Annotated in this window: 13 protein-coding genes; all 13 read right to left on the bottom strand. The window is 38.7% G+C overall.

The features are described from left to right. Positions 1-36: 36 nt before the first annotated feature. The gene (locus BJR36_RS07480; RefSeq protein ID WP_091232390.1) at positions 37-1908 is read right to left on the bottom strand and encodes a C40 family peptidase; all 1872 of its coding nucleotides are present in this window, start codon (positions 1906-1908) and stop codon (positions 37-39) included. 92 nt (positions 1909-2000) lie between these two features. Continuing rightward, positions 2001-4397 (bottom strand): VirB4-like conjugal transfer ATPase, CD1110 family, encoded by a 2397-nt coding sequence (locus tag BJR36_RS07475; protein ID WP_091232307.1) that lies wholly within the window; start codon positions 4395-4397, stop codon positions 2001-2003. Positions 4398-4500: 103 nt separating this feature from the next. Further along, positions 4501-5040, bottom strand: coding sequence for a PrgI family protein (locus BJR36_RS07470; RefSeq protein ID WP_091232303.1), 540 nt, complete (start codon positions 5038-5040; stop codon positions 4501-4503). Between the two features lie 6 nt (positions 5041-5046). Next, positions 5047-5442 (bottom strand): DUF4313 domain-containing protein, encoded by a 396-nt coding sequence (locus BJR36_RS07465; RefSeq protein ID WP_091232301.1) that lies wholly within the window; start codon positions 5440-5442, stop codon positions 5047-5049. 12 nt (positions 5443-5454) lie between these two features. Beyond that, the gene (locus BJR36_RS07460; protein WP_091232298.1) at positions 5455-6297 is read right to left on the bottom strand and encodes a VirB6/TrbL-like conjugal transfer protein, CD1112 family; all 843 of its coding nucleotides are present in this window, start codon (positions 6295-6297) and stop codon (positions 5455-5457) included. A gap of 70 nt (positions 6298-6367) precedes the next feature. Beyond that, positions 6368-6754: a hypothetical protein gene (locus BJR36_RS07455; RefSeq protein WP_330387851.1), complete on the bottom strand. Its 387-nt coding sequence runs from the start codon at positions 6752-6754 to the stop codon at positions 6368-6370. 208 nt (positions 6755-6962) lie between these two features. Beyond that, positions 6963-9125 (bottom strand): VirD4-like conjugal transfer protein, CD1115 family, encoded by a 2163-nt coding sequence (locus tag BJR36_RS07450; protein ID WP_091232295.1) that lies wholly within the window; start codon positions 9123-9125, stop codon positions 6963-6965. Positions 9126-9130: 5 nt separating this feature from the next. After that, positions 9131-10288: a PcfB family protein gene (locus BJR36_RS07445; RefSeq protein ID WP_091232292.1), complete on the bottom strand. Its 1158-nt coding sequence runs from the start codon at positions 10286-10288 to the stop codon at positions 9131-9133. Between the two features lie 12 nt (positions 10289-10300). Further along, positions 10301-10783, bottom strand: coding sequence for a hypothetical protein (locus tag BJR36_RS07440; RefSeq protein ID WP_242875490.1), 483 nt, complete (start codon positions 10781-10783; stop codon positions 10301-10303). A gap of 9 nt (positions 10784-10792) precedes the next feature. Continuing rightward, positions 10793-11977 (bottom strand): hypothetical protein, encoded by a 1185-nt coding sequence (locus BJR36_RS07435; RefSeq protein WP_091232288.1) that lies wholly within the window; start codon positions 11975-11977, stop codon positions 10793-10795. A 30-nt stretch (positions 11978-12007) separates the two neighbouring features. Continuing rightward, the gene (locus tag BJR36_RS07430; protein ID WP_330387850.1) at positions 12008-13459 is read right to left on the bottom strand and encodes a relaxase/mobilization nuclease domain-containing protein; all 1452 of its coding nucleotides are present in this window, start codon (positions 13457-13459) and stop codon (positions 12008-12010) included. Next, positions 13449-13778: a plasmid mobilization protein gene (locus BJR36_RS07425; RefSeq protein ID WP_091232285.1), complete on the bottom strand. Its 330-nt coding sequence runs from the start codon at positions 13776-13778 to the stop codon at positions 13449-13451. Before BJR36_RS07425 ends, BJR36_RS07430 begins: the two co-directional genes overlap by 11 nt. Before the next feature lie 4 nt (positions 13779-13782). Further along, entirely contained in the window at positions 13783-14328 is a 546-nt protein-coding gene (locus BJR36_RS07420; protein WP_091232283.1) for a hypothetical protein, read from the bottom strand. Between the last annotated feature and the right edge of the window lie 326 nt (positions 14329-14654).

Here is a 14654-nt window from a genome sequence, read left to right as displayed (position 1 = left end):
GGGCGAAACTTTCTTGGCTTCACCCTTGTCCTTTGTCTACTTATTTGGTCTTGCATATAACACAGCACTTCCACTATGGAAGTCCCCATATACAACACCCTCTGCTTCGTTTTTCGCTTCAACCATCTTTCCATTTCCAGCATAAATACCAACATGACTGATATTCATATATCTGCCGTTATTTGTATAACTGTAGAAAATCAGATCGCCCGGTTGAAGTTCTGCTTCTGTTACGGACTTTCCTGCTTCGTTAAGTCCCTGTGCTTCCGCAGCTGCTGTGGTTGCACCACCATAACTGATATCCACTCCCGCAGCTCTCCATGAATAATATGCCAGTGAACTGCAATCATAATAATTGCCTGTATCTCTTAAATCCTGACTGTATGGATAACCTACTTTTGTCAGTGCATAACTTAATACTGACTTTTGCGTACTATCACTAATCGTATTTAAGATGGCATTTATCTCTGCCTGTGTCAGCGAAGAAACACTGTTTCCTCCGCCACCACCTCCACCAGAGTAGCCAATCATTGCAAGATTCTCTGGACTCATCATTTCATTAAGAAGTGCTATCTGTTCCGAAGAAAAACCATATATGGTAATCATATCCCGATAACTCTTTATTGATACATTTACACTTAGGATTGTCTCAGAACTTGTTGTTCCATCTCCATTATCATGTGATTCTGTTCTTGAACTCGTTGTATAGGAACACATGTCATCTACCACATCCTGAAGCCACCCCTTAGAAGTATCATTCATTATAGTCGCAGCATCCCCAATTCCATGCTTCACCATATACACGCACATAATGTCGTAGTAATTAGATGGATTAGCATCCGTACCTTCGTAATCCACATAGACCACTTCTCCACTGTCATATCCCGTATGGTCATTTGCCAGAGTATTCACATCACGATTGAACTCTGCAACATAAGCACTTGTAACTGTCTGGACTGTATCACCCGCTTCAAGTGGTGGTAAAAATAAAGCAAATGGTGAATTGTAAATCGTTGCAACTACTGCAATCACAGGCACACATATCAGCGCTATCAAAAGAACCAACAGCAATAGAAACGGACCAATCACTGCGATAATCTGCTTAATCACCATTGATGCTCTACGAAACACCAAATCTTTTACAAGTTTTGCAAGAGAATCCTGCTGATCATTCTGTGCTTTCATCTTATCTAAAAAGAATTTCACTTTTCTTGCACGATTACTACGCACCATATCGTCATGTTCTATCTTTGCTCCAACTACTTCTCCTGCCGCAAAACCTATTGCTGTACCAACTCCCGGCGCAACTGCTGTGCCTGCTGCCGAAGCTGCAACTTTTGTTGTAACCTTAGCCGTAATCTTAGCTGTTTTCTTTGCAGTCTCTTTTGTAGTCTCTTTAGCGACTTTTTTCGACACATCTTTTACAGTCTTTTTCGCTGCTTTCTTTGCAATCTTCTTACCTGCCTGAACCTGCTTAATCTTTCTTTGCTTTGCTGCGATTGCCTGCCTTTTAAACAATGCCGCACCTCTCGACGCAGTACCTGTTACCGGTTTCGATGCTTCATACATAATTCCAGCAGCCTGTTGTACTTCTCTACCACCTTCCATATGGTCTGTTGCAGTCTTTGCACCTACAACTCCTGCATTCCGAAGTGTAGTCTTCTTGACCTTAATGGGCTGGTTACTATTCTGTATCCCTTTACAGAATTTAGAAATACGTCCTGTTCTATCAGCCTTTGTCTTATGAATGGTGCTCTTTCGATATGACTTACTTTGCTTCTCATTAGCAACCGCACTACCCTTAATCTTGGGAGAACGGTCAACAGTGTATATATTACTACCTTTGATGGATGCACCTTTGGGAACATGGCTGTGAATCTTCGCTTTCTCTTTGGTATGAATCACCATCGGCTTATCATCAACCTTTTTGATGTTCAATGTTCTTACCTCCCTGCCAAATAAAACATGCCACCATGATTACTCCTAGTGGCATATCCTTCTTATTCTTCAATTCCTTTTGCTCTCGCAAGTGCTGCCTCTTTTGCTTTCTGTTCCGCAATCTTTTCATGGATATTGGTGTTATAAAGTTTATAGAGGTTGGTATCCTTACTGATCTGATTATCAAATGGAATAACTACTGAACCACATTTAATCAGTCCCATACCTGATGAAGTGTTTGTTACAAATCGAAGCTGTGCTTCTGATACACCAACTACTTCTGCCATCTTAGAACTGTCTGTATTTGCCTGTTTTAATAAGGCTACAAATTCTGAGTTAGCAAGCATTGTGGTAGCTGTATAGTTCTGTAATAAATCCACGACATTCTGTGTGATACCAGTACATAAACCTCCCTGCTTACGCACTTTTTTCCATAACTGCTGTAAATACTTCGCAGAATATTCTGAGTTAAGCAAAACGTGGAATTCATCAATATAAAGCCAAGTTGCCTTACCTGCTTTTCCATTCTCTACAATTCTCTGCTGAATACTCTCCATCATAACAAGCATAGTAATAGGACTAAGTTCTGCACCTAAGTCTCTGATTCCATATACAGTAAATCTGTTATCTACATCCACATTTGACTGGTGATTGAAGATATTTAAGGAACCAGATACAAATAACTCAAGTGACAATGCAATATCCTTCGCTTCATCTTCTGGTTGCTGTAACAGTAAATCATAGAAGTCTGACATAACAGGGATATACTTTTCTTTGCTTCTTGCAATGTCGATATAGAGTTTTCTTACACATCTATCAATGATTGATTTCTGTCTGGAATTTAAAGTATCTCCAATACACTGTTCACAAAGACCAAGCATAAACTCGCCCTTTTCTCTTACCCAACCCTTAGAATCGTTCTGGTCTAAGTTCCATACATCCATCGCAAGGGGATTCACATAGTTGTCTGTGTAGGTAGACATATTTACTACAGTTCCACCATAGGTCTGTGCAATATCAAAATACTCGTTCATTGGATCAATTACGATGATTTCATCATCACCCGATAAGAATACATTTCCCATCTCCATCTTACAGAAGAAGGACTTTCCAGAACCAGGTACTCCAAATACGAATCCGTTTCCGTTAATCAGTTTCTTACGATTCCCTACATTGATGTTCTTTGAAATCTGATTGATGCCGTAGTAATTACCTCCAGCATCATTTAATTCCTGCACATTAAATGGCATAAGAACAGCTAGTGACTGTGTAAGCATAGTTCTCATGGTTTCTACCTGTCTCACTCCAATTGGAAGTGTAGTATTTAGTGCTTCTCTCTGTTTCAAATAATGCACATCAATGGTACAACTGTTACGCTTTCCAATGGTTTCAATGGTTTCGCAGATGCTTTCTAATTCCTTTTTGCTCTCCGCCATAACAATAATGGTGACTCCCACATAGAACAGGCACTGGTCATTCTCACGCACATCATCCATAATTGCTTCAATTTCCTTTTTCTCTGTTCTCTTTGCATATGAGATTTCAGTAGAAAAGTCATTGTTCTTATTACGAACTCTCTGCTGTTTGATAATGTCAGATTCAATACCTAAGTATTTCTTCTGAAGTGTCTTTGTGGTCAAGTCCTTTGGAACTGGAACAACATCAATACTCGTCATAGAGTGTACTGGAAGTGACGTAATCTCATTGATGAATCGGTCTGACAAGCTGCTTGGATACTTCTTAATAAACAATGCTCTGCAGAACTTGCTCTCATCTTCAAAGTGGTCTGGGAAGAACTTAATCATGCCATTGCATAAATCATTCTTAAAATCCGCTCCTACCTTCTTTGCTTCCTTCAAATCAAAGTTGAAACTGTTCTCATCTCCTAAGTGGTAATAATCATAAAGCACCTTAATTCTTTCATTTCCAGAAAGAGGAACAATCTCTGCTCCAAGTTCTACAAATGCCTTATGAATGGTTGCTTCAAGGGTTGCAAACTGTGCCTTTGCCTCCTCGAAATTCTTTCTTTCGATCGTGACAGTCAGGTATCTTTCCTGCTCAATCCCCTGTCTGCCCTCATGAATCTTTTCTTCAATGATGTCATTGTAAATCTTACGGAAACTGTCATAACCATCATCACAGTAAGCAAGCAGAACTTTGTCTCTCAGATCAATCATGTTCTTATTCTTATTGTTGATTGTAATTTTGAAGTTACAATCCAAAGAATTAAGGAACTTACAATATCTCTCAAATACTCCAATTTGTTCATCCTCTGTTGCTGTGGTGTAGTTAATATCCTGAAAACGATAACACTTTGAATATCTATTCTTTGCCACTTCAAAGATTCCATTCTCTGCTACCGCCATAATTTCAATGGTTTCCTGTATGGATTTCGGTGCCTTGTAAAGAGGTTCACTTGCTTTCTTTAACACCTTGAATCCGTCTCCAAATAAGCCCATTCGCTCTTACCTTCCTTTCTGCTTTCGCATATAGCACCGCCGGAGTAATCCCGGCAAGTGCCAACATTACCCCGACTAAAAAGTCAGGTATTCCTTCTAGTTACTACTGCATATACTTATATGCCATGATTCCTGCTACCGCTGCTACGATAACGCCAATCAGTCCAAATAACATTCTCTTCGTCTTTTTCTTCATAGCTTCAAATTCCTCCGTATTCTTTGCCTGTTGCTTTGTGTTATTATCCTCAGTTACCTTTGCTGTATCTTTCTTAACAGCTTTCTGCTTCCCCTTTTTCTTCCTACCTGTGGAGAGTTCCTCCATGCGATATTCTGCAATCGCAAGTTCTCCCTCTGTGGACAGATAAGTAAGAGGTTTATTAGAAAACATAAACTTCAGCTTTTTTCCCATATACTCATAGAAGTCCATTCCGTTATAGGAATAGAATCCGCCAAGTGCGATTGGTGCAACACAAGGAATTGCAACATAAGCTGCTCCTGTAAGACCAATATATCGGTACAAAAGAAGTACCAATGTGCCTCCAACTGCCACACTTGCTACAGAAAAGATAAGCTGTTTTGCAGAAAGACCAAGTGCAACTGATTCCTGATAACGATCAATATCTTTGTTAATCTCAATTACCATTACTTTCTACCTCACTTTCTCTTTTACTTCTGGTGTCTTTTTTACTCCGATACTGTCTTCATACATCTTCATGCCCTCTGGACATAATTCTCGTAATTTTTCAGCATCAAACATATAAAGTGGATACTGACTAAATCCACTCTGTTTCACAAGTCCTGAAAACTCGCCCATATGATTCTCTTCAATAAACTTCTCAAGTTCTGGCATATTGTTTAAATCTACATAGGCACAGTAATCAGGGACTTGTCCATCTAAATTGACTGTCAAATCACCAAATGGTTCTGGATAACCTTCTTCATGGCTTACCAAGCCAATATAAAGACATCCATTATTCAGATAACTGTTAATATCAATCGTTACCTTTTCTGTACTTCCCCATTGTGTCTTATAATCTAATTCCATTGCCGCTCCTTTCTACAAGCCAAATGCCTTGCTTGTGAGTGACTGCGCTCCCTTAACACTTCCAACTGTCATTGCAATCGTAAATGTCATTTCACACAGATAAATGAGCGTCTGTGCCCAGTCTGCATAACTTCCTGTAAAAGATGGAAGTCCCGCACTAACAAAAGCATTACACACAATAATTGCAAGTGCCATAGTGACTGCCTCAAAGACAACAGATAAGAAATATTTGCAATAAGATACTACGGTATGACTTACTGTTCTGTTTCCACCCATTGTAGAAAACGCTATCGCTCCCATCGGCACGATAATCAGTATCTTTAAGAATCTGAAATACACTGTGTAAATAATGAAAAAGCCACAGATAATGATAATAATGGAAAGTAATGCTGCCAGAATTAACATGACTAGACTCTCTCCAAATCCTAAATTCTTAATAATATCTGCCTGTGCACTATCAATACTTAGTGTCGTTGTTGTGCCTGCTGTCAGCAGATTAACCAAATTTCCAATGGAAGTAAAAAACGCCTTCATAATCGTGACATTATTGGCAACAAACCATTCTGCCAGTCCCACTCGAATCAGCATTCTTAAGATTACTTCAAATCGCATATCCTCTTTTACATCCACACTCTCCGAACAGAAACCGATAACAAAGAACAAGACGACCAGAGATGAACCAACCGCTACAAAGATTGGTTCTATCCCTTCAATAATTGCCCAGGGACCTCCGCCCTTAAAGTTAACCGGTGACTGTCCAAGCATTGAAAATACAAGTGAAATCTGGTTGTTCCAAAAGCCGAATACCATTTCTAATAGAGACAATATTTTGTCTCCAAGTTTGAATATATCCATACTTGTAATTCACCTTCCTTCTTAATATCTGCGAGGCATGACTGCCCCGCATTTGCTTTTCCCATAATTCCTAAAAGCCAAGGAATGTTAATACAGTAGAGATACCTGCCATCATAACACCTGCTACAATTCCCTTTAATGCTGAGTTCATAGTAGAGGAATCCTGCTGCTGATATGCCTGAGCGAACTCCATTACGTTTTTTGCCAAGATAATGACACCGACTGCACCGATGACTGCGATTACAAGTGTCTTTAAGTTATCGAGTGGCTGGGTTACAGCTGATGTTCCTGTTGCTGCTGCAAAACACTGTGTGCTCATAAGGCTGACTGCCATTACACTTCCAAATACTGTTGGAATCAGTTTCTTTTTAACATTTCCATAAAATCCTTTCATTGTGTTACCTCCGTTTACTTTGTTTGATGTGTTTGCTGTTACTGCTGTGCTTTTTTTACGCATAATAAAATCTCCTTAAAAGTCTGGTGCAGAGGTCACGCCGGATATAAAAAGATGAACATCATCTATCCGGCTAAAATGACCGAATAGATAACATTCATCTACTCATATCTGCGTTGTTATTAGTTTCTATCAAAACAGGATTACTCCTGGTACCTAGGTTAATCAGGCTTTTCCTGATGCGTTACTGCGATAACCACCTCCTTCATATCTAAGCGTTCCTATACCAAACTTCCCGCATTTCTTTCACACTATAATCAGGATAAAAATACTGCATTACCAATGCTTTTGATACTTTTGCTTCAAGTGCCTGTTGCATCTCGTGTATCTGTTCATCAGAATAATGCCAATGAACGATTCGATTTGAAATCTTATCTTCCCATTCTGGAACTTCCCTTCTTGCTTTAGGTTTAGGACGAACTCTTTGATTCTCCGTCATTTCCTCTGCATACTCCAATTCGTTTCCCTGCTCCTCATTTAACTTATTCTTCTGAACTTTTTCTTCCAGACTGCTAAATCTTCGGTTCAGTTCAACCTCTCCAAGCAGCATAAATTCCTCATACTTCAAATCGTCAATATAAATATTCTCTCCCTTTTCCTTCATCTTTTCAAAATGTGCAATTGCCTTTTGAGACAGAATTTCAAAAGGTGGACCAATCAGATTCTGATTCGCTTTAACATCATGAACATAAGGCTCACCTTTTCCATCTGATGTCTGGTCGAACATTGGATGTGCGAAAGGAATATACTTATTATCAAGAATTGGATCAAAACCACGGATAAAGATAATACATTTCTTGTTATCCAGCTTTCTTACCTCATCAGGAGTAAATATCTCTCTTCCTAACACATCAAAATTCCTTGAAGAGCTTCCTTGTCTGCCTCTAGTTTCTCCACTCGACTTCTTATCAATCGTGCTTTTTCCAAGCAGTTCTGACACATATTTGTGAGTGGATTGTTCGTTTCCACCCAAATAGATAAAAGTATCACAATTGCCGGGGATTGTTTCCCAAGTATCCTTAAACAAAGCCTTTAGCTGTGCAAAGTTCTGAATGATGATAATACTTGAAATTTCCCTGCTTCGCATAGTAGAAAGCAGCGAACAGTAATCATCTGGTAATGCAACATTCGCAAATTCGTCTAACATAAAGGTGACATGGATTGGAAGTCTGCCACCACAGTTAAAATCTGCCTGATAGTACAATTCCTGAAATATCTGCGTATAAAGCATACCGATAATGAAGTTATAGGACTTATCTGAATCTGGTATTACACAAAATAGAGCTGTCTTTGTTTCCCCATCTCCATTTACACCAATGCCTATATCTGCAAGGTTTAGCTCATCCTTCGATAGCAATCGTAATACCTGCTGATTCTCAAGGAAGGCAAGTCTTGAGTTTGCACTGATAATAATGGAACGAACTGTATCTCCTGCACCACGCATACACTTGTTATACTGTTTAACTGCTGGATGATTTGCACCTAATGGTGAATTTTTTTGTAAATAGGACATTCTCTGGTCTAGCATCGACTGTTTTCCTTGTTCTACAACCTCTGCTTCCCCAATCAGTTTTAACACTGTTTCAAAATTACGCTTACTCGGTTTTTCTTCTAGCCAAACATAATAGAAAATGGACTGAAGAAATAACCCCTCTGCCTTCTCCCAAAATGGATCAGATGGTGTAGCACCTTTTGGTGTGGTATTACTGATAATATTAGTAATCAGTTTTACAACATCTGTTTCTTCTCTGATATAGGAAAATGGATTGTAACAGTCTGACTTATCCATCTCCAATAGGTTAATAACTTTCACATTGTACCCGTTCTTTTTTAACATTCCACCTGTACTTCTAAGGATTTCTCCCTTTGGATCGGTGCAGATAAAAGAACAGTTATGAGGCATCTGCATCAGATTTGGCTTTACTTCATAAAAAGTTTTACCAGCACCAGAACCACCACATATCAAAATGTTTCCATTCAGTTTCAATCTTCTGAAATCAAGTGACATTCTTACATTCTGGCTTAGAATACGATTGAAATTCTCATCCTTATCTGCAAGAACCTTATTGACTCTCTGTGGTGTCTCTAGTTTTGCTGTACCAAATTCCTTTCCCGGCATCATATTTCTTTGACTGGTGTAATACATAACAATAGCCATTGCGTATATTCCCAACACAATGGCTACTGCTTTTACTGTATATTGATTGAAGTAATTGCCATATGGTACAGCACATACTTCATTGAATCTACTTAGGAAGGCATTAAACTCTATGCCATCTTCCCATGCTCCACCTATCAGATATCCAAGATACCATGCTGCTAATGCTCCAAGTAGAAGAAAGAGAACCGATGGTTTCTTTTTACTTGTCTGCATAGGCTCTACCTCTTTCTTGTTGTGGTTGTCTTCGTAGTAGTGGACTTCGTGGTAGTCTTAGTTTCTCCCGCCTTTCCACGCTCGCCTCTAGTTTCTGTCTTAGTCTGCTCATACTTCTCACGCAAATTGGATTCCACTTTATCATAATGTGTATATAGTTCTTCCCCTCGCTTCGTCTCTACCACTCGATTCTGTGAATCGTACATCTTATAGTTCTTATTGCTGTCGATAAAGGTAAGCATTGTCTTTCCATTATGAATCTCCATAATGTTTTCCTTATTCAGCCACACGAATCTTGCGTTATCTCCCCAAGTGCCTGGTACTCTGGTTTTTACTGCATGTTCATTTTCCTCAACAATAAGATTCTTGCTGATTGTGACATCGGATAAGTTCATATTCTTAGAAGCAGAAACTGCTCTCATTCTTTCGGCAAGGCACTGATATCCTCTCACTCGATTTAAGAACGCTTCCTTGTCCATAATGACCTTATGCTCACCAGAAGCATTCTTTGTACCAAGAACACCAATGGTTTCAAGCTGCTTAATAACACTTTCTGCCTGAGAATTATCAATACTGAAATTCTCCTTTACACTGTCCACACTGATACTCTGTTTGCCCATCGCAAATAATCCAACTTTTTCAATTAGACCATCCATAACAGTACTTACTTTCACTCCATCCTCACTGTGGACCATGTCGTTTCCCATTTTTTGATTCTTAAGAAAATCCATCAACTTTCCCAGCTGCTTTTCATCCCCGTTTTTCAAGTAATCATCAAAGGTGGCAATACGTCCTGAACTGAGTTTCTGAAGGATCATATTTACTCTAGGAACTGCTTCCGTGTGGAAAATAACCTCGCTCATACCATCCTTATGATTCAAATCCGGTAATACAGAATATAGAATCCCATATTTCTTAGCCAGTTTTTGAACTTTTTTCATATCTTTGGTTTCAAACTGCAATACCTGCAAATCTCCACCCTTCATCAATAACTTTCTCATTGATGTTTTTCCTAAAGATTTCTCATAATCGAGAAGTCCCTTTAAGACATCAATTGCTTTCTGCATGGCGCTAATACCACCACTGCCTACTTTCATAGCAATCTCTACACCATCATATGCGACACGGATAATCTGTACCGCCTCTTGAATTTCTTCTGCCATCTGTCATCCCTCCTACAATACTGGTTCTCTCAATGTGCATCTCGGTTCAGATTCAACAGACTTTTTGTCTGCTTCTTCTTCCTCCTGTTCCTCTGTTTCTCTCTGACTTTCAGCAATCTTTGCCTTGATACTTTCAGAATCTGCCGTTCTTACCTCATCTTCAGATACATCAATTCCATACGCACCCAATACTTCCGAAAGTCTTGTTATCGCTTTTTGCTCCTGGATACGATACATCTCAATAGAAACTAACAAATTCTCAATCTGGCTTACCCAAGTTGGCTTCACATCATACATCACAGAATATTTCTCCATAATGCGTATGGAATCCGTTTCATCCACCGATTCTACCAGTTCATCAATCAACTTATTTGTAAGTTCTTTGTCCGAAGTCTTGAAAGCAAACTGCACGATAAATTCCTTTTCTTCATTAGAAAATGAATGTGATACCTTACATATATCATTTATGGTTTCGCTTATCATCAATAATCCCATAGTATCCTCCTAATAATCCATACTGTTTTCAAGTACAGCAATTTCAATGATTTCCTTCATCTTTTCTGCTGATACATTGTTGTTAATTAGTTCTACAAGCTGCCCCTCAGTAAGTCCTCGTTCCATACCAGTCTTTATCTGGATAAGCTGTGCTGGAACTAAATCTCCCGATGCAACAAGTTTCACAATATCCTGTCTGCTCTTTTTCTTAAAACCAAGCCTTCCGATCAGTGCAGCAACACCTGTTTCACTTTTTCTAATAATTTTCTCTACTGGAACTCTCTGCACCATTCTTCCCTGAGCATCAACTACTGGCATCTGATAATAAACTGGGATTGCATTGCTACCTGTAAACATTTCTGGAATTGGAGCTGTGATATTAGATGCAGCCTGTTTTTCCTCTTTTACAGTTGTATCCTCTGGTTCGCTGTCTGCTATCGCTTTTTTTGCGACAACTGGTGTATCTTTTTCTGGCTTATCTGCTCTTGCAAGCAGTTTATCCTCTAAAGTATCTATGCGTGTCTGCATTCTTTTCATCTCCTTTTCTTTATCCGTGATTTGTTCACGAAGTCTTGCTATCGTAGAATCTGCTTGATTTAACTTGTTCTGCTGTGAATTAAGCAACGACTCCGCATCGTTGTACTTCTGTAGCAGATTATCTCTGACTTCCTCATCTCGCTTAGTGCTTTCAAAGATTGTCAGCTTCTTATTCAGTTCATCATAGCGTTGCTCCTGATACTGAATCTTCTCAATAGATGCTGCCATTTGCTCCATCATTTCCTTTACATATGCAGGAGCATCCTCTGCTCCTACCCTGGCTGCTTTTGCCTTTTCTAACACCGACTGAAATAATTCCTTCATTTCAGCAACATTACTTTTATTTCCAACCGAGCTTTCTATTGTTGCTATGGGAACACCCTTTTGAAAGAAATCCAAAGCAACCTGCACCTGATATCCTGTCAATTCTGGATGATTTGCAACCAGTTCCACAAATTCCACATCTATTCCCTTTCTCAAATAACTAGATAACACCTTCATTTGAGATAGCTTGAAGTTCTTTTTCAAATACAAATCAATCTGATCCTTTTCAAGTCCAAAAGTCAAATCCTCTTCAACAAGAAGATACACATCATCTTCAAAACGGTTTGCATTTTTGATTTCTTTAAGTATGTTACCTCTCCTAATGTTGTCCATTCTAAAACCTCCTTCAACTAAAAAAACAGCCTAACGAATTGGCTGCTTCTGCTTAGTTCTTTCTGTTATTTTGTTCTTTGTATTATCCTCAATCATAGTTCTATCCTCGTTATCAGAAATCATATCTTTCACTATCGACTTTCCAAGATTAAGTTCTTTAAATACTACTTTCTCCTTGCTACTGACAATCGAATACTGTTCCCTGTAATACTCTTTAAGCTGCTCCACCTCTTCTAAGGAATATCCCTCTTGTTGTAACTGACTCATTAGATTTATCCACTGATTATGCTCTTCCTCAAAGAACTTATCCCCATTCAGATAACTATTTTCCGCTGTTTTTAACTCCTCTAAATCATCAGCAATCGCAAAAATCGTTTTACACTTTTCTCTAGAACGATATACTCTGCTTTTTTCTGTGGATGCCTCCTTCTTCTTACCAGTCAAATTATCAACTGTTGCTGCTAGTTCTACTACATTATGAACATTATGCCTTACTAAAAACAAATACTGCTGTTGTAACTTCTGCATTTTTTTTATGTCATTCTTATATTTCCAAGCCTGACTATAAGGTTTTTTCTTTAGTTTTCCGATTCGATATAGCTTCGCATAATATCTTTTCTGAATACCAGACATCTTTGCTCTGCGATACCGTCTCACATAGCACTTCACAATTTCTGGCTGTATCTCTTGTTTCATAGCTTGATAGAAAGCTAAATCTTCGGTGGGTATTCTTTCACGAATCCTCTCCTCCGAATAATTCTCGCCGAGTGTCTTGCATCGCTTAAAACGATTCATCCCCGGTGGCTTTACGGCAAGATATTTTCCTTGCTTCACTTCATACCCTTTATCATGAAGCAATTCTAAAAACTGTTCAAAATCACCAGCCTGCAAAATACATGCATCTAAATCTCTTACTATCATATCTGACCACACGAATTTACCATCTCGATACTCATTCCATTCATGATAGTATTCGTGCTTTTCATTCTTATCTGTTTCAATATCAATCGTAGATAAGCCAAATTCCTCACATAAGCGATTGGTTATAGGCTGTATTTCTTTAGCCCAGTCCCCTTTTTCATAACGATACTTTTTCCCATCTACAAAGCTAACACTGTTAAATACTGTATGAGAATGAATATGGTCCGTGTTATCGTGAACACAGAACACTGCCTCATACTCTTTGCCCAAGTATTCTTCCACAAATCGTCTGGTTATTTCATAAGCTTTATCAGAATCAATTTCACCTTCCTTAAAAGATAAAATAATATGATAACCCTGACGCTTATCAATCTTTCCAAACTTTCTTTTTGTTGCTTTCATTTGTTCAAAAGCATTGTCTGGCTGGCAGTTGATTCCTCCAATCAGCCTTCCATCCCGTGTTTTCTCTGGATTCATAACATACTCAAGTGCTGTCTTTAAATGTCTGCCATGAAAACCAGAACCACAGTCTTTCATATATAGTATCTTGCTAATTGCCAATCTGCTCCACCACCTTTTTAACCTCCAAATTCAGCTTTCGCATATACGCTGTTAAGCTATCTTTATCTTCCTTTGAGTAAAGTTCCGTATTGTTATTGTAAGTAATCTGGTTAATATTCACACCAATTCGATTGACCTCATTAATCAATTCCTTTAGCATCTTGCGTATTTCTGGATAATCATTTGGTTTCTGGTCAATAAGAAGTCTAAGATAAGCGGACTCAGACATACCTGCCTCTTTTGCCTTTATCGCTAACACCTTTGCTTCCTCTGGAGTCAGTCTAAGCAGCTTATCAATGCTGTGCTGTCTTCCCGCCATCTAATCACCTCGCTCTCGCACTTACTTCCTGCTTTGGAAATGCAGTCGTAATATTTTGTACTGTATCGCTAATGTCCTTCCCTTGTGACAAATTAGTAATCAATTCATCCGCAAGTTTCACCGCTAACTCTTCTACTTGTTTTCCATACTTCGTCTGATCAAATAGCTTATCAAGCACCTGTTCTTCCGATTTCAAGTTGTCATAGCGGCTCTGCATGTTTCCAAATTCAATCATATCCCTAGCATTTTGCCTTTCGGCATCAATATCCAAGATAAACTCATAATTCCATTCACATACAAGATCAATAACATCATCCATTGAATATTCTTCCCAAACAGTCTCCTCTTTTTTGTCAGCTAAGTCTCCTCTAAAATGAACACCCTCCACATGACCAAGCACATAATCATGGCCTTCAAAGTAATCAATAATAATCTCTGCCTCTTTATCTGTAAAATGAAATCCTGTCTCAAAGTTCCTTTGGAATTCTAGTAGTGATTCTACTGTAGATAATTCTACTGGTTTTGTTCCTTGTAAATCTTCTCTGTCCATCGCTACAAGTACACCTCCTTATCCGTGTTTAGTTAAAATTATCATGGCTCTCTTGCCCAGTGCTAATACCCTGAGCATGGCTAGATACGCAGATTGGATATCCATCCATTCTGCTTCCTAGTCAGGGGACAAATTCCCCTAAAACCCCTTTATATTGCCACATGGTCTCACTTTTCAAGTTCATTTTGCGCTTGTGGTCTTACTTTTTAAGTTCACCTGCCCAAAATGGTCTCACTTTTTAAGTTCACTTTCTAATAATAAATAGATATTTATTTCAAGCTTTCTTAATGTGGTCGCATATTTTAAGTTCTTTTTGGTATAGTGGT

The sequence above is a fragment of the Anaerobium acetethylicum genome (assembly GCF_900096945.1).
GTDB classification, from domain to species: Bacteria; Bacillota; Clostridia; order Lachnospirales; family Lachnospiraceae; genus Anaerobium; species Anaerobium acetethylicum.
Note: the sequence above shows the minus strand (reverse complement) of the source record. Positions and strands in the feature narration are given on the sequence as shown.